The sequence below is a fragment of the Paenibacillus wenxiniae genome (genome assembly GCF_039822605.1).
Taxonomy (GTDB): Bacteria; Bacillota; Bacilli; order Paenibacillales; family Paenibacillaceae; genus Saccharibacillus; species Saccharibacillus wenxiniae.
In genome coordinates, this window is record NZ_JBCGUH010000029.1 from 1 (window position 1) to 17,648 (window position 17,648).

Consider the following 17,648-nt stretch of genomic DNA (forward strand, 5'->3'; position numbering starts at 1 on the left):
AAGCACTACAAGCACTACAAGCACTACAAGCACTACAAGCACTACAAGCACTACAAGCACTACAAGCACTACAAGCATTACAAGCATTACAAGCATTACAAGCATTACAAGCATTACAAGCATTACAAGCATTACAAGCATCTGGGGTGTGTATGCCCGGTAAAACAGTTTGCGTACATACCTTAATTAATCATCACTTCCTAGCTGTATGTATAAGCTGCACCCGAAGTTTGAGACAATGATGTGTCTGCAACATGCCACAATATCGTCCAGGTCAATCCCTACGTATACACTCTATGCATAAAAATGCATCAAAGGAGTCAACAACCATGTACTTAAAAATTAGATCAGTCGGACAGGATGTCGGCATGATCTCGCATTTACTGGCGAAAAACCCGCACAATCTGTATGACCGTAACGAAAAAGGCGCTCGTGTCCGCATCGTATATCCGGTATGTACAGAACAGGAACTGGAAGTGTTGCTATTTGTAACACCTGATCCAATCGAATTAGTTAAAGGCACACCTGATCGCTATGATATTACGCAGTATATTAACGATCGTGAATTTGCGGTAAGCAGTCTGTTTTGCTCGTACCTTCGTCCGGCGCTTGGAACGGCGCTAAATGGTAAGCCCAAGTCGGATTATGCGGCATGGGTTCAGCATCCGTTTCCGCTGGAAGTTAGCTTTGGTCCGGTCGCATCCAATTTGCCGGATGATGTGATGAGTGAACTATTCGCATCGCTCGGGTACGACGTTCGATTGGAGCGTGCTGAGATTGCGTATTCGTTCCAGCTGAAGGAGCGTAGTACGATTCGTACCGTACATTTGAAAGGGACGACAACGTTGCAGCAGTTGTTGCGCCAGCTATTTGTACTCATGCCCGTGCTGGATGATTATAAGCATTATTACATCGGCGAAGAGGAAGTGGAGAAGCTACATCGTTATGGCGAAGGCTGGCTACTGGAGCATCCTCAGCATGCGTACATTGTCCGGCGTGCGCTGCGATTTGTTCCGCTTTTGCGTTTGTATCGACAGGGATTACCTGAACAGGTGGCAGCTGATTTTGATACACGTGGTCGTTTTGTTCGTGTAACCGGGGAAGATTTCAGGGGAGATTTGGCTGACGGGACGGTAAATCCAGCAGTAGATGAAGCGGTAAATCAAGTAGTCGATGAAGAAACGGTAAATGAAGCAGCAAATCAAGTGCCAAACGAGAGCATGGATGCTGATCAGTTGAATGATGTTGCCATAGAAATGGAAAAAGTAGATTGGGATGGAAACGTGAACTCGCTGACGGATTCCATTCATGTCGCAACACAGGTGACACATTCAACATCAACAGACAAAACAGACAAAACAGACAAAACAGACACAACAGACACAACAGACACAACAGACACAACAGATGCAACAGATGCAAAAGACGCAAAAGACGCAAAAGACGCAACAAATATTGATTCTACATCTACATGCGTAGCCAGGCTGACAGACGCACAGGCGCCGGGATCGGAAGAGCCAATAGCATCCTCTACTGAGGCAGCAATCAAACCGCCTAAAGCGCCGCGACTAAACGATTTGCGCTATGAAGCGATTACCGCTCGCGTCAGCGCGATTCAGCCGCATCGTCAAATTGTAGATTTTGGTGCTGGCGAAGGTAAGCTATCAGAACGGCTTGCAGCGATTGCTGGCGTGGAGCAGGTATGGGCGATTGAGCCATCTGCTTATGCAGGTGTACGAGCACTGGATCGTTTTGCTGCGATGGAGGAAAAAGGGATGTCTGTCGTGCCACAGCTGGCGACTGGATCACTCTTTTACCGGGATGAGCGTTGGAGTCGTCATGATGTGATGATTCTTTGCGAAGTGATCGAGCATATTAATGAGGCAAGATTGCCGATGGTCATGCGCACACTGCTGGATGATTATCAGCCCCAGACGCTTATTATGACGACACCCAACCGTGAATACAATGCGATTTATGAGCTGGATGAACAGCGTATGCGGCATGCAGATCACCGTTTTGAATGGACACGTGCGGAATTTGAAACATTTTGCCGGCTGTGGAGTGAATACGGTGGGTACGATGTGACATTTGAAGGAATTGGCGAGCATTCGGATACATATGGACAGCCTACACAGATGGCGATTTTTCAACGCATAGGAGGGGAGACGCAATGAGCGATACACCGTTTAGAAACAACCAGATGCCAGCGCAAGATGAGCAGGCCGGTGCCGCTGGAAAGCAGCGCCAGCCAGAGAAGCATCACGATAACACAGATCAACCATTAACAGATGGATATACGGATACCGTAGCAGGACAACAGGAACAATTGCGTCAAACCGTTTCCGTGTCACGTTCTACTTCAAACGAAACGCCTGTGCTGGAACTGCCTGTGGGCGCGATCGTGCTGCTGATGGGCGCTTCCAACAGTGGTAAAACGACCTGGCTACGACAGCAGGTAGATCAAGGTATTTTGCAACCGGATGAGATTGTATCGTCTGACCGTTTTCGGGAGATGATTAGTGGACTGGAGCATCTGGACTGGCATCGATCTTCGCGTGATGAAAGCGAGGTGCTGTATCAGCAATATCATCTTATCTCGGATCGTGCATTTCGGATTATGGAAGAAGTGGTGCAGGCGCGTTGCCGTCTGAATCAAATTACCTGGATTGATGCAACGAATTTGCAAGAGCGTGATCGTGCCACCTATGTAGACATGGGACGCCGCCTGCATGTGCCGGTATTGATCGTTGCGCTGGATGTACCGGAAAAGGTACTGCTGGAACGTGACCGTGAGCGGAAGCATCCGCGCGGACGCGACCGGATCAAACAGCATTACCGGAACTTCCGCAGTCAGATGTACAGCCTGAAAAAAGAAGGCTTCCAGCAGGTGCATCTGCTGCGCCCGCAACAGCTGGCTGCACTGCAAATCATACGTTTACCGCATCCATTGCTGCGTAATATCGGAGCAGGCATCGATGTGATCGGCGATATTCACGGTTGTTATGAGGAGATGCTGGAGCTGATTCAGCAGCTTGGCTATGTTGCCGATGAGACGGGCATTTATCGCCATGCGGACGGTCGTCTGCTCGTGTCCGTTGGCGATGTGATGAGCCGTGGACCGCGTTCACTGGATACGATGCGATTCTGGCAACGCCAGCTTGCTGCCGGTCAGGGGCTGATGGTCGACAGCAACCACGGCTGGAAAGTGGCGCGTTATTTGCAAGGACGACAGGTGAAAATGGCGCATGGAGATGAGCTGTTCGTAGCTGAACTGGAACACTATGAGCAGGAGCATGGTAAAGATGCGCTGGAGCAATTAAAGCAGCAGTTCTGCGATATGTTGCTGGCTGCACCCTCGCATCTCATTTTCACAAGCAATGGTGTCAATTGTGTAGTCGTTACCCATGCAGGCATTCGTGATCATTATATCGGCAAGCAGTCGAACCGCATTTCCGATTATTGCCGTTATGGTGAAACGGTGGCGAGCCAAGATTCAGATAAGCCGATACGTATGGACTGGTTTAACGAGCATGAATCGGGCGAACTGATCATCTGGGGTCATGATCCGCGTCTACAACCGACGATTGTGAACCGGACGATCAACATCGATCAAGGCGTCGTATTTGGTGGACAGTTAACCGCATATCGTTATCCAGAGCAAAGCTTTGTAGCGGTAGATGCCAAACAGGATTATGCTGCTGATCCAGACAGTCCGCTTATTCGCTGGCGTAAGCGCCGTTTTGCCGCGCCAGATCTGGGGCAGTTTATCCAGGGATACAGCGTATTGACGGACAGCTACGGCGAAATTGGCGTTCGTGCCGAGTTTGTGAAAGCGGCGATTGATACGACTTCGCACTACACCGTGCCGCTGGAAGAACTGGTTTACATTCCACCAACGATGGCACCGCCGAATGTGTCATCTTTACCGGACTATTTGGAGCATCCGGCTGAAGCCCTGCAATCTTATCGCTCTCGTCATGTACAGCGAGTTGTCGCACAGAAGAAGCATATGGGAAGCCGCGCGATTGTGCTGTTATTCCGTAGTGAACAGGCGGCGGTGCCTTATATTGGTCGCTCGCTGCATGGCAGTATTTATACACGTACCGGACGTGCCTTTTTCCAGCCGCAGCTAGAGCGCGAAGTGCTGGAACAGCTACGTCATGATCTGGAGCAGGCAGGTTATTTTGATCGATATCAGACCGATATGGTGCTGCTGGATGCCGAGATTGTGCCGTGGAATTTGAAGGCACGCGAGCTAATCGCCTCGCAATATGCGCATGTGGCAGAAGCTGCGTTGCATGATCGACAGACGATTTTGGAGGCATTAAAAGTTGCCGAACAACAGGGACGTCCCGTACAGGAATGGATGGAAGAATGTACCGAACGATTGGATCATGCGCATGTGTTTGCGGAAGCATTTCAAGCTTACTGCTGGGATACCGATGGGATGGAAGGCATTCGGATCGCACCGTTTCATGTGCTGGCACATCAACATAGTTCTTTTATGGATCGCGAGCATGTCTGGCATATGGAGCACACGAAAGAGCTTGCCGCTTGCTCGAAACTGTTGATGGAAACGGAATATATGGTCGTTGAGCTGGATGAAGAAAGCGACGACGAGCAACGTTTGATTGACTGGTGGACGCGCATTACCGAAGAAGGGCATGAAGGATTGGTCATCAAGCCCGAGCATATGACGATGCATGAAGGCGGACGATTGATCCAACCCGCCATTAAAGTACGCGGGCGCAAATACCTGCACATCATCTATGGCATGGATTATTTGCAACCGGACAATCTTAAACGTCTAAAACAGCGTAAAACGCGCAAAAAGGAACGTCATGCCCTGATGGAATTCGCATTGGGTATAGAATCCGTTACTCGCTTCGTGCGCAGAGAGCCATTGGAGCGTATGCATGAATGCGTACTCGCTGCACTGGCGTTAGAAGCGGATGCGGTTGATCCGCGGTTGTAGATGGCAATGTAATTTTATCTAGTATGAGAGAGAGTCATAGTGTGAGCATGTTGCATGTATGATTAGAGATGCTGATTGAGGATGCTCATGTGTAGCTGTATTTGGTAGCATTTTTTAGCAGTAGCAGTAGCAGTAGCAGTAGCAGTAGCAGTGGCAGTGGCATTGATAGCCCTATATCAATCTATTGAGATTCACCGTTAAGGTATGGCTATCTATAGAATTTACGGCATATGGGATTTATTTTTGGAGGAACAGGAATCTACAATGCATTCCTAATCCGTAGATTCCTGCGGCTCCACCTAAGTCTGTTTCCTTATTCCTTGCCATAAGTGGTGTGTACATTCTAGCAAAATAGACACATAGCAACACAGGATTTTAAAAGCAATATACAAACACACTCATAAGTAACAACAATACAGCAACTCATTTGCTTAACTACAATACCTAGCAGCTTACCAACAAGGAGGAAAAACAATGGCTTTTCAAATAATCGAAGGCGTGCGCGTCTGGGGTGAACCGGATGCAGGTGCCGTTAGTCAGGCGATTACTTGCTCACAGCATGGCAATGTGGTGCAAACGCTGTTGATGGCGGATCATCATAAAGGCTACAGTCAGCCGATTGGCGGTGTGGTCGTTTATGATGGGCAAATTTCGCCGTCCGGTGTAGGCTATGATATCGGCTGTGGTAATAAGGCGGTGCGCACAAATCTACTCGCATCCGAAGTGATGCCGCAGATCGGTAGCATTATGGATCAGATCGCTAGTACGATCGCTTTTGGCGTAGGGCGTGGTAATCGGCATATGGTCGATCATGAGCTGTTTGATGATCCAGATTGGAATGTGTACATGCAAGTAGCGGGCAAAAAAGGCCATGATGAGCTGAAGCGTCTCGCTCGTCAGCAATTGGGCACGGTTGGTAGTGGGAATCACTATGTCGATCTGTTTGTTGAACCTGCTACAGATCGTCTGTGGATTGGGAACCACTTTGGCAGCAGAGGTTTCGGACATAAGACTGCAAGCGGATTTTTGAATCTGGCGGCAGGGCGTGAATTTCTGGGCAAGGCACCGGGCGAACATATGGATCAGCCGCCTGTGCTGATGAATCTGGATGATGAGGTCGGTGAGCTGTACTACCGTGCGATGAAGCTAGCAGGGCGTTATGCCTATGCGGGTCGGGATGTTGTGATCGATGAGGTATTGAGACTGATCGGAGCGGAAGCGGATTTGGCCGTGCATAATCATCATAACTTTGCCTGGAAGGAACAACATGCCGGACGGGAAACGATCGTTGTACGCAAAGGGGCAACACCTTCTGCACCAGGCCAGCTTGGCTTTATTGGCGGTAGCATGGGCGATATTTCAGTAATCGTAAGTGGTAAAGATAGCGCGGAAAATGCCGAGTCGTTTTACAGTACGGTACATGGTGCGGGTCGAGTCATGAGCCGTACACAGGCAGCTGGCAAAATGAACTGGAAAACGCGCACTCGTTCAGGTGGAGCGATTACACGTGAACAGATGCGGCAGGCGATTGCTGATTATGGCGTAACCCTGCGCGGTGCAGATACAGATGAAAGCCCATTTGTATACCGTCAGCTGCAAACGGTGCTGGATGCGCATAGTGAGACACTGGATGTACTGCATGTGCTGCGTCCGATTGGTGTTTGCATGGCAGGTGCTGATGAATTTGATCCATACAAGGATTAAGGGAGACGATCTGTGACTGTGAAATTCGTTTCTGTTTATTGTATGGGGAGCGAGACAGCCACGAATTACAGATAGAGCATTTCATAGGGGAAGGTTATGTATCATTCACTTATACAGCAGTCCTAATCGGCTGCTGTATATTTTTTATATTTTCAAAATTCGTAATTGCGTTATTTTTATATAGATAAATATCGTATTTACGATTAAAATAAGAAAAAATAAATTCCATTTTATTGAATTTTTTGCGTATAAGTGCTATACAATTGTAAGCATACATGCGATACTTAAAAATGATAAGTGAGAAAAGAAAATCACAGGCGTTTATTTTAGCTATAATCTGTATTTTATTTCATAAAAATTAATAAACATGTAAGTTATCCCATTGCTCTAGCAGGTCATTGTTATTCTCGTCTCGTTTTATACATACTCGCATTTCATAACTATTCACAACATCTTCTGTATCGTTTTCTCTGATTTTATTTTATATAGAGAGGGATGTAGCAAGTGATAAGAAAATCGTTTTACATGCTATGGGGTACGCAGACGGTGTCCAATATAGCGGATATTGTTTACCAGCTGAGTCTGATCACACTTGTGTTCACGACCAGTGGCTCGCTCGTCACGACTATTTTTATTCCGCTGCTCCGTTTGCTGTCCAAAATGGTAAGCGGGCTGGTCGCGCCTGTGGTGATGGCACGTTATCCGCTCACTTCGATTCTGATAGGCTCGCAGCTAGGGCAATTTTTGTTGTTTACCGGCTTGATCGGTTATCTCTGGTTGGCGCCATCGCCGTCATTGCCACTCGTTTTTCTGACGGTAGTCGGGATGTCCTTTTTGGATGGTTGGACCGATCCGGCGCGTAATGCGTTAATTCCGCGCCTGGCAGAAGGCGAAGGGCTGATTAAGGCAAACGGACTGATGTCAGTGAGCGATCAGATCGTCCGTTGTTCGGGCTGGGCACTCGGCGGTATTATCGTCGCTGTGATGGGCGCATTACCAACGATGTGGATTGCCTCGGTCAGTTATTTTCTAGCGATGTTCTTTACGGCATTTATCCGTGATCCGTATGCACGCGCTGGACTGACGGCTGCTCCGGGCACAACAGATGAGGAGGGGGAACGTACAGTTGCCAAACCATCCTATGGAGAACAACTATCCAGTGGCTGGAAGGCATTGCTGGCGAATCGCCGTGTGCGTCTGATTGCGATTATCGACAATATCGATACCTTAGGCGGAGCAGCGTGGATTGGGGCATTTGTACTCGCTTTTGTTATTCAAGTGCTGCATCAGAATGTGAGCTGGCTCGGCTTTATGAATGCAGGTTTCTTTATCGGTTCGATCGTTGGCGGGCTGCTTGTAGTAGCGATTGGCAAACGAATCTGGACGAACGCGTATCTGTACATGCTGGCGAGTCTGATGATTTACGTGGCGATTGCGGTTGCTTTTGCTTTAAACGTGTATCCGATTCCGGCACTTATTTTGCTTATGCTGACCGGTCTGCCTGTACAGGTAGCAGGAGTGATTCGTTCTACATTGATTCAGCAAAATTTGACGCCTGCTGAAGCGCCAAGTGTGATGTCAGCACTGAGCGCGCTAAGCAATCTGACCTTTGCACTGGCAATGTTATTCCTGAGCTGGTTTGCGGATCGTTTTGGAATGCGGGATATGTATTTGCTGGCAGGGCTGTTAACGACGATTGCGGTGATTGTAGGTTATGTGTGTCGATCAGTGTTTCGCAAAGAGCTGTCTGAATCATATGAAGCGGAAGAGATGGCAGCCGTGAATAAGGCGTGAGGATATGGGGATAACGAATTAACTGTATACGAATACGTAACAGAATTGCTTTCATATGGTATAGGATTTAGAAAACGATTCGTATCGTATTAATGTTGCCGATTGCACCTCGTAGGCTATCGTATTTCCTTGTTATAATCAGGCAGGTTCAGCGGAAATTTAACTAGTATTCAAGGTAATAGCAGTTAATATTAGTTTAAGTGAATTCGGTGTAACAGCAGCTTATCGTTTGGCCAACTCCAACAGCAGTTAATATTATTTCAAGTAAATGCCGCATGAATTGCTATTGTCATCCAGCGGTATTCATAACACAATGAACATGTGAAAAGCCTTCCTACTAAGCAGGAAGGCTTTTTGTATTGCTGATGTCTACTTTACATTTACACTACTACACACCCGAATACGCCATAAACCCGCCATCAACCGGCACCGTAATACCGGTCACAAAGCCCGACGTATCCGCATCCGATAGCCATAGTAGCGTACCGAGCAGATCATTCGGTACCCCAAAGCGCCGCATCGGTGTATGGGAAATAATTTTCTCCGAGCGTTCGGTCAGTGAACCGTCCTCATGTTTGAGCAGACGCTGATTTTGCTCAGTCAGGAAAAAGCCAGGTGCAATCGCGTTCACTCGAATACCCGTCTCGGCAAAATGAACAGCTAGCCATTGGGTGAAATTGTTGATCGCGGCTTTGGCCGCAGAATAGGCAGGCACTTTCGTCATCGGGCTATACGCGCTCATCGACGAAATATTGATAACTGTCACGCCGGGGCGTCCGACCATGCGACGGGTAAATATTTGCGTTGGGATCAGCGTGCCGATCATGTTCAGATCAAGCACCTGCCGGAAGCCATCGACTCCAATATCGTAAAAGGTCTGCATATGATCTACGTTCAGATCCTGCTCGCTAAACGTCTCACCGGTTGTATTCGCATCCGGCCGATTTCCGCCAGCACCATTAATCAGAATATCACACGGTCCCAATTGTTCGGTCACCACCGTTTCGGCTACGATGACGCTATCTTCTTTTGTCACATCACAGGCAACGGCAATCGCTTCGCCACCCTGTGCCACAATATCAGCGACGACCATTTCGCCCTTTTCCAGTGTCCGATTCAAAATCGCAATTCGGCAGCCCTGACGCGCTAGTTCTAATGCCATCGCCCGGCATAATACACCTGCACCGCCGGTAATAACAACGACTTTACCGCGTAATGAATCATGCAGCGGTAATGGTTTCATTTCCGTCTCAGTTGGCGGTTGCTCGCCCTCTACATGGCGAATCACTTCGCGTAATGTCTGATCGACCAGCTTATTGCCTGTCGTTGACGTAGCCGGTGAGGACGGAGGGGCAGTATCGGAAGTTGCCTGTGGCTGTAGTTGTGCCTGTTCGCTCAGTTGTGGTTTGTGCTCGTTCATACAGTATCCTCCTTACGCTGCTGTGCCGCTGCCAGCGATTTGGGGTTACGGAGCGCATGCGCATCCCATAATCCCCACAGATACATAATCCCCAGTGCACGGTCGTACAATCCATACCCCGGACGACACTGTTCATCCCATAGATGGCGTCCATGATCTGGACGGCAATAACCGGTAAAGCCTTCTTCATGATACGCCTCGACCACGCCAGCGATATCGACGCTACCATCCTGTGTGCGATGCGATGTCTCTTGAAAGTCGCCGTTCGGCTCTACTTTTACATTGCGAATATGGGTAAACGGAATCCGCTCCGCAAATTCATGCACCATTCCAATAATATCATTGTCTGGATTGGCGCCGAGCGAGCCGGTGCAAAGCGTAATCCCATGTGACGGACTATCCGACAGACTGAGGAAGCGGCGGATATTTTCCTGATTGCGAATAATGCGTGGCAATCCAAAAATCGACCAGGGTGGATCATCCGGGTGGATCGCCATTTGAATACCATTTGCTTCGGCAACCGGAATAATCTCATCCAGGAAGTACTGCACATTACGCCACAGGTCTTCCTCGGTAAAGCCCTGATACGCTTCAAACAACTCGGTCAAATGGGCCAGTCGCTCTGGCTCCCAGCCAGGCATCGTCAGCGCTGAATTAGACTGAATTTGCATAACCAGCTCGAACGGATCGATATTTTCAATGCGGCTGTATTCATAAAATAGCGAATTAGAGCCATCTGGCAGCGGATGATGCAGATCGGTACGTAGCCAGTCAAAAATCGGCATAAAGTTATAACAGATTACTTTGACTCCGGCTTCACCCAGATGCTTAATCGTCTGTTTGTAATTGGCGATATACTGGTCACGCGAGGGCAGACCAAGCTTAATATCTTCGTGAATATTCACACTTTCAACGACTTCGATATGTAAACCGTGATGCTCAGCGAGCGTTTGCAGCTCCTGTATACGTTCCTTTGGCCAGATTTCACCGACCGGAATATCATGGAGCGCCCATACAATGCCCTCCACACCTGGAATCTGACGAATCTGATCCAGCGTTACGGTATCATTTTGCTCACCAAACCAGCGAAAGACCATGCGCATAAAGATATCATCCTCCCTAATCAAATGGGTAAGTCTGAAGTGCCATGACAATAATCGGTTATACAAAACAAAAAAACCGGGCAATAACGCTACGTCTGCCCGGCTGTATGCGATATACGGTATAAACGCCAGCAAATATCGGACAGCCGCTCAGACGATCATCCAGCGGGTAGCTGTGAACCTATTTTGTCAACAGATTCTGCCCTGGATCGTGCCGGAATGGATTACACTTCCGCTTCAAGTGGCTGACTCATATGCAACTGTGTTTTACGATAATGACTTGGCGAAATGCCAGACCAGCGTTTGAACTGACGACTGAAATGTGCAATATCCCGGTAGCCGAGTGTGGTCGCAATATCCTGAATGGACATATGAGGGTCCGCCAGCAGCAACTTGGATTTATGCAGAACGAGATTGGATAAATAGCTACGCGGCGAAATGGCAAACACCTGATGGAAAATGCGATTGCAGTGCGATGGACTGATGCCCAGTTCAGCAGCAATATCATCGATGCCGTAATGCGATTCGGGGCGCTCTTCCTCTGTCAAATTGCGACTGACGATCGCTTGCAGTCTAGCAGCAATCTGGTGAGCTAGCTCCATATGCGCATACGTCGACGGCGATGCTTGTGCCGCTTCATTTAGCAAAATTTCCCATAGCACGCTGAACAGTTCAAACGATGCAGCCTGCAAACGAATGCGACGAGTAATCATATGCTGCCCACCATGCTCAGCTGCCTGTACCAGCTTCATAATGCACGGTTCAATCTGCTTGGCGGCGAGACTGTTTTTGCGAAAAATTAATTGATTGGTCCGCTCCAACAGAGACAGGAACACGCGATCATTCATTTCAAAATGAATGCACACATAGACCAGTGTCCCTTCGCTAATGCTGCGACTCATGTGATGAACCCCTGGAGGCAAAATAACGAGATCGCCAGCCTGCTGTACATAGCTGTAATCCCCGATCTTCATTTGCTGCGTCCCCTGAAGCACATAATTGATCTCATACTGATGATGCGCATGGCTCGGACATTCCCAGTCGCGGCTAACCTCGCGCATATGAATCCCTAACAGATTGACCGATGTCTGTACATCCGGGCATACGGTTTCCGATACACTGAGACCCCATTCCGGAGAAATAAAGGAAGTGGACATAGATAACCTCCAATCTCACATTTATGGTTGCGTGACATTCGACTCCAACATGCTGGATCAGCCCCAATAGCGCGAAGAAGATGGATAAGGGTAATTTTGCTAGCGTCATTAACTTCAGCATACATGTATATGGGAAAAAATGAAAGGGTTTTCATTTGATTTGTATAATCTTTCTTTTGTGCTACAGACAATTGCTATTAAAGGAAAGTTTTCTATTTTAATGATTCGTCTCATACCGACAAATATTGCAAAATTATAATATTTTTTTGATAGCAATAAAATTATTTTTAAAAAGTGGCATTTGGAATTAATATTATAAAGCAATTATTAATCCTTATGTCTTTCTCCATTATTGTAAACATTTAAAAGTTTAAATTCATAAATATAAAAAAATATATGTAATAAATTCTAGTAAAATTATAGCTTAATCATGAATAAATTCAATTTTCGATTGTAATATAATTATCATAATTCTTTATATTGATTTGTATGCATTAAAATGGTACTTTAGTCATTAATTTGAATGAGTCTATTTACACTATTTAATTTACTAGAAGGGATGTGTTTGATTTGAAAATGGAAGACTTCATTGACAATTATAAAAATAATTTCACCACATACGCTTTAGTTTTCAAATTTATGAAGGCACGTTATAGATTTGCTAATATAATGGTTGTCTTGCTTAGCGTTTCTACATATTTACTTGTTATTGCCATACCTAGTGCGATTATTAATTATAAAATAATTAAAATTATAGGATGTATATATGCATTTATTCTAATCTTAAGCATTGTGGCTGTAGGCTTGTTTGATTATTCAGCACGCAAAATAATTTATAAAAAATATAAGATACGTTCTTCGGACGGAGCATGGCGCCCTCAGGAATTTAACAAAATGCAAACTGAAATGATTATTGACTATCTTAAGACCCAAAAAGTGTATACAGAAGAAAAGCTCGAGCGTCTAGCTGCTAATCTAAAAGATTCAATTGAACGAAAAAAGAGTCCATCTATTTGGGTGGCAGGAGTATTTCTTGCGTTATTTACACCTCTATGGAATCAATATATGACATATATATTTAAAATGACTGATGGAGTGAGCTGGATAGATGTGTCTATAACCGTTCTAGTAACAAGCACAGGCATTGGACTTTTTAGTTTATTTATAGGCGGTATCAAAAAAATTATATTTGTTTTACAGGACCTTTTTTTGATGGAGAATCAAAGTGTAATTGGAATAAAACTACTTGAGCACATCCAATCCATACAATTAGCATACGAGGAGCCAGAAGAACCTATCAAAAAAATTATAATCCCTTAGTTGCATTACAAAGATGTTGATTAAATCATTTTAGTGGGAGGATACAATGAAGCTTAAACATATTAAAATCAGTAATTTTCGTTCATATGGTCCAGAAGAAGTAACAATAGATTTTGAAACGCTCACTACATTTATTGGAGCGAATAGTAGTGGGAAAAGTTCAGCTTTGGTTGCTTTAATTAAAATGTTTGGTGATACGAACGCAGAACGTATATTAGAAAAGACTGATTTCCATGTGCCAATGGATGAAGTACTCGAAGAATCTTCGACCAGAGAGTTATCACTGGAGGCAGAATTTATTTTTCCTGAAATTGAGAATGAGGAAGACGAAGAATTAAGTTATGCTATACCTTTATGCTTTGAGCAACTTGCGGTATACGCGCCAGAGTCTCCACCATGTTTACGTATAAAATTAGACGCTACATGGGAGCAGGGAAATACACCAGATGGAGTAATTGAAAGTATGATGTACTATGTATCAGCTTCAGAAAACGAAGATAGCAAAATCCGTGTATCTTCATCCGAGTTATCTCAGGTAAAAGTTATCTATGTACCAGCTATTCGTAATCCGACTCAGTTGTTAAAAAATGCGACAGGCACACTTCTTTGGCGTGTTCTTAAAGGAATTAATTGGTCAAATGATACAAGAGAAAATATTAAAACTAAGTTGGCAGAAACTGAACAAGATTTATTTAGAGAAGCTGGTTTGGAAAAAGTTCGTACATCTTTAAAAACACAATGGAAGCAATATCATCAAGATCGGCGTTATACAGAAGCTAGTATTCGATTTAACAGCACTGATTTAGACCAATTGATCAAAAAGTTTGAAGTTGATTTTATGCCTTCTCCTACTCAAAAGCCTTATTCCATTGACTCATTAGGAGATGGCTTGCGTTCTCTATTTTACTTATCTTTAATTGATACCTTTCTGGATATTGAACAGCAAGCATTGAAAGATAGCGAAACTGTTGATGAAGACTCTTCGTCATTTAATCTTCTTATTCCGGCTATCACTATTGTCGCTATCGAAGAGCCTGAGAACCACGTCTCCCCTCACTTGCTTGGAAATATTATAAATAACTTAAAACGTATTTCTGAGAAAGTGAATTCGCAAGTAATCCTCACTTCCCATACTCCAGCTATTATAAAACGTATATCACCCGAGAGCATTCGTTATTTCAGTATTTCAAACCAAACGATAAGTACGCAAATCAAACAAATTATTTTACCTACAAAAAAAGGAAGTCCAGAAAATGAGGAAGCTTACAAATATGTAAAAGAGGCTATACAAGCATATCCAGAAATTTACTTCTCTAAGTTGGTGATTTTAGGGGAGGGAGATAGCGAAGAAGTAATTCTTTCTAAGGCTATGGAACTTCATAGCAATACTTACTTGGATGACATAGCTGTATCTATCGTTCCGCTTGGTGGGAGGTATGTAAATCATTTTTGGAGACTGTTACGTCAGCTCGAAATTCCATATGTTACATTATTGGATTTTGACAAAGAACGTAACGGCGGAGGCTGGGGGAGGATCAAATATGCAATCCAGCAGTTGATTAGAGTAGGTGAGGATAGATCGAAGTTATTAAGTATAGAAGAAGGGATACTGACAGATAAAGAATTTGAAGAAATGCACACATGGCGAGAAGATTGTAAATCCAATCAAGATGCATGGATCAAGTTTTTAGAAGATTATGATGTTTTTTTCTCTTATCCTTTAGATTTAGATTTTATGATGCTAGAAAAGTTTCCAGATGCCTACAAAGCAACTTTACAAGATAATGAAGGACCTCAAATAAGTGTAGATAATAATGGACAGAAAACTACAATGAAAATAGTAACTGTAGAAGGTAATGGATCAGCTCTTCCAGAGTATGACGATCGGGTTGAACTTGCAGTCAAGCATTCCCTAAAAGAAAAGAGTGGAACTGGAGAAACATACAGTGATGAACAGAAAAAATTAATGATCTGGTATGATTATTTCTTTTTGCAAAGAGGAAAGCCTGTTACACACCGTCTGGCCATGTTAAAAATAGAAGAAGATCAATTCAAAGAAGATTTACCAGATATTTTAAAAAGTGTACTTCGCAGAGCTATGGAGAAGTTAAATTATAACATAGAGGAAAACAATAATGAAAAAGACACCAACAACTGATTGGCTACCTGCGGATAATCTCATACTTGAAACTGAAGCACTGAGAGCTGTGAAAAGCGAAACGAATGCCATTGTTATCGCAGGACCAGGAGCGGGTAAAACAGAATTACTTGCTCAACGTGCTTGTTTTTTACTTGAAACAAACAGTTGCATATTCCCTAAAAAGATATTGGCCATCAGCTTTAAAAAAGATGCTGCAAAAAATCTCCAAGAAAGAGTAGAGAAGCGTTGCGGAAAAGAACTTTCTCAAAGATTTCGCTCTATGACTTACGATGCATTTGCTAAAAGTTTAGTAGATCGTTTTTTTCTTGCAATTCCTGAACTTTATCGCCCTAATTCTTTATATGATATTGCAGACGATAATGATATCCGAAAAGCATATAACCTTGCCGGGTTTGTAAAACCAAGCGATTGGAGAAATAATGAAATTAATAAAAATCTGAGATCAGACATTGCAAGGTACTCATTACCTTTCCCACATGATACAGACCTTCCAACAGAAAGAGCTTGGCAGATTTTGTTGAAAGGGGAACTTACTCCAACGGCAAGACTAACATTTTCTATGATCACTCGGTTGGCATCTTATTTGATTCGCACAAATCCATTGATCAAACGCTCTTTGCAATTAACGTATAGTCATATCTTTTTAGATGAGTTTCAAGATACTACAGAGCCTCAATATGAGCTAATTAATATATGTTTTCATAAATCGAAATCTACTTTAACTGCTGTCGGGGATTTAAAACAACGTATTATGGTATGGGCAGGTGCAAAGAAAGATATCTTCTCAGTGTTTGCCAAAGATTTTGCTACAATAAACTATTCATTATCCATGAATCATAGATCTGCTCCAAAACTAATCAAATTACAAAAAGCTTTTTTCTCCAGATTCGATGAGACTCCTATAGATATCAAAACAAGTGAAAAATGGGATGATGACGATGGAGAAGCTTTCTATCATATATTTGAGAGTGATGTACAAGAAGCAAATACAATCGCGGAAATTATAGAAAGATATATTAGTAAAGGTACTCATAATCCAGAAGATATATGTGTTTTAATTAAACAAAGTATACCTCGATACGGTGAAAAATTAATCAGTGCATTAGATAAACTTAATATCAAGGCACGTAATGAAGGAGAGTATCAAGATTTACTGAAAGAAGAATTAGTTGTTTTATGGATTAACACTTTAAGTATAAGTATCAAAAAGAATGCCTCAGCTTGGAAGTACTGTTGCGATGTTTTAGCAAAAATGAGAATAATAGATCCAGATTCTATTCATATTAATGAGTTACAATCTGAGCTTAAAGATCATTTAAATAATATTGCATACAATATTGAAAATATTCGTTACAAGCAAGACGTTAGAGATATATTGGATTTAATTGTCGATTTCTACTCTATTTCAGCAATTCAGACCGTTTTCACGCAATACGCTAGGTCTAACTATATTGAGCAATTGAAGGAAGTAATGACTTCTCATTTATGGAATAAATATTTGCAAACTTCAAATGATTTTGATAAAACCCTTTATGACTTATTAGGTAAAGATACAGTTCCAATTATGACAATTCATAAAAGTAAGGGTTTAGAGTATAAAACTGTTATTTTTATTGGGCTAGAAGACAGTGCATTTTTTGATTTTACTAGAAATCCAGAGGAGAATACTGCTGCATTTTTTGTTGCATTATCCAGAGCAAAAGAAACTATTCATTTTACATTTAGTAAACAGAGAGATGGTATACAGAATAGAAGGAATATTAACGATTTATATGCAGCTTTAAATGAATCTGGTATTGTAAAAGAAATAGATCATACGCCAAGCGAATCAAAATGAGAACTTAAATGTCTAAATAAATTATAAATTCACAAGAAAATATTTATTGATCTGTGCTCTTAGTATATTACTATATAAAAAAGACAGGCTTCAATGGTGGTCTTACCCCCGTCAAGTAGACACCATTAAAAAGCCACTTCAAGCTACAACCGTTTCTCGGTATTCTACCGGGGA

Annotated in this window: 11 protein-coding genes; 8 read left to right on the forward strand and 3 right to left on the reverse strand. The window is 43.7% G+C overall.

Annotation, left to right across the window (positions count from 1 at the left end; translation table 11 throughout):
- From AAHF22_RS23355 to AAHF22_RS23375, 5 genes are all read left to right on the forward strand, one after another.
- The coding region (locus tag AAHF22_RS23355) for a hypothetical protein (protein ID WP_347327401.1) at window positions 1-242 on the forward strand (242 nt) is incomplete at its 5' end.
- 87 nt (window positions 243-329) lie between these two features.
- Window positions 330-2,177 carry a methyltransferase domain-containing protein gene (locus tag AAHF22_RS23360; protein WP_347327402.1) on the forward strand — a complete coding sequence of 616 codons (1,848 nt, stop codon included), beginning with the start codon at window positions 330-332 and terminating at the stop codon, window positions 2,175-2,177.
- The gene (locus AAHF22_RS23365; protein WP_347327403.1) at window positions 2,174-4,978 is read left to right on the forward strand and encodes a polynucleotide kinase-phosphatase; all 2,805 of its coding nucleotides are present in this window, start codon (window positions 2,174-2,176) and stop codon (window positions 4,976-4,978) included. Before AAHF22_RS23360 ends, AAHF22_RS23365 begins: the two co-directional genes overlap by 4 nt.
- A 474-nt stretch (window positions 4,979-5,452) precedes the next feature.
- Window positions 5,453-6,682 carry an RtcB family protein gene (locus AAHF22_RS23370; RefSeq protein ID WP_347327404.1) on the forward strand — a complete coding sequence of 410 codons (1,230 nt, stop codon included), beginning with the start codon at window positions 5,453-5,455 and terminating at the stop codon, window positions 6,680-6,682.
- A gap of 504 nt (window positions 6,683-7,186) precedes the next feature.
- The gene (locus AAHF22_RS23375) at window positions 7,187-8,476 is read left to right on the forward strand and encodes an MFS transporter (RefSeq protein WP_347327405.1); all 1,290 of its coding nucleotides are present in this window, start codon (window positions 7,187-7,189) and stop codon (window positions 8,474-8,476) included.
- Between the two features lie 388 nt (window positions 8,477-8,864).
- Here AAHF22_RS23375 and AAHF22_RS23380 read toward each other — a convergent pair whose 3' ends face one another.
- From AAHF22_RS23380 to AAHF22_RS23390, 3 genes are all read right to left on the reverse strand, one after another.
- Entirely contained in the window at window positions 8,865-9,719 is an 855-nt protein-coding gene (locus AAHF22_RS23380; RefSeq protein WP_347327411.1) for an SDR family oxidoreductase, read from the reverse strand.
- A 173-nt stretch (window positions 9,720-9,892) separates the two neighbouring features.
- Window positions 9,893-10,999: a mannonate dehydratase gene (gene uxuA, locus AAHF22_RS23385; RefSeq protein WP_347327406.1), complete on the reverse strand. Its 1,107-nt coding sequence runs from the start codon at window positions 10,997-10,999 to the stop codon at window positions 9,893-9,895.
- Between the two features lie 224 nt (window positions 11,000-11,223).
- Complete coding sequence (locus AAHF22_RS23390; protein WP_347327407.1) at window positions 11,224-12,156, reverse strand: helix-turn-helix transcriptional regulator; 933 nt, start codon at window positions 12,154-12,156, stop codon at window positions 11,224-11,226.
- 570 nt (window positions 12,157-12,726) lie between these two features.
- On the opposite strand from AAHF22_RS23390, the gene AAHF22_RS23395 reads away from it, so the two are divergent.
- The 3 genes from AAHF22_RS23395 to AAHF22_RS23405 are packed head-to-tail and all read left to right on the forward strand — an operon-like array spanning window position 12,727 to window position 17,474.
- The gene (locus AAHF22_RS23395; RefSeq protein WP_347327408.1) at window positions 12,727-13,476 is read left to right on the forward strand and encodes a hypothetical protein; all 750 of its coding nucleotides are present in this window, start codon (window positions 12,727-12,729) and stop codon (window positions 13,474-13,476) included.
- Window positions 13,477-13,522: 46 nt separating this feature from the next.
- Window positions 13,523-15,634 carry an ATP-dependent nuclease gene (locus tag AAHF22_RS23400; RefSeq protein WP_347327409.1) on the forward strand — a complete coding sequence of 704 codons (2,112 nt, stop codon included), beginning with the start codon at window positions 13,523-13,525 and terminating at the stop codon, window positions 15,632-15,634.
- Entirely contained in the window at window positions 15,612-17,474 is a 1,863-nt protein-coding gene (locus AAHF22_RS23405) for a UvrD-helicase domain-containing protein (protein ID WP_347327410.1), read from the forward strand. Before AAHF22_RS23400 ends, AAHF22_RS23405 begins: the two co-directional genes overlap by 23 nt.
- Window positions 17,475-17,648 lie beyond the last annotated feature (174 nt).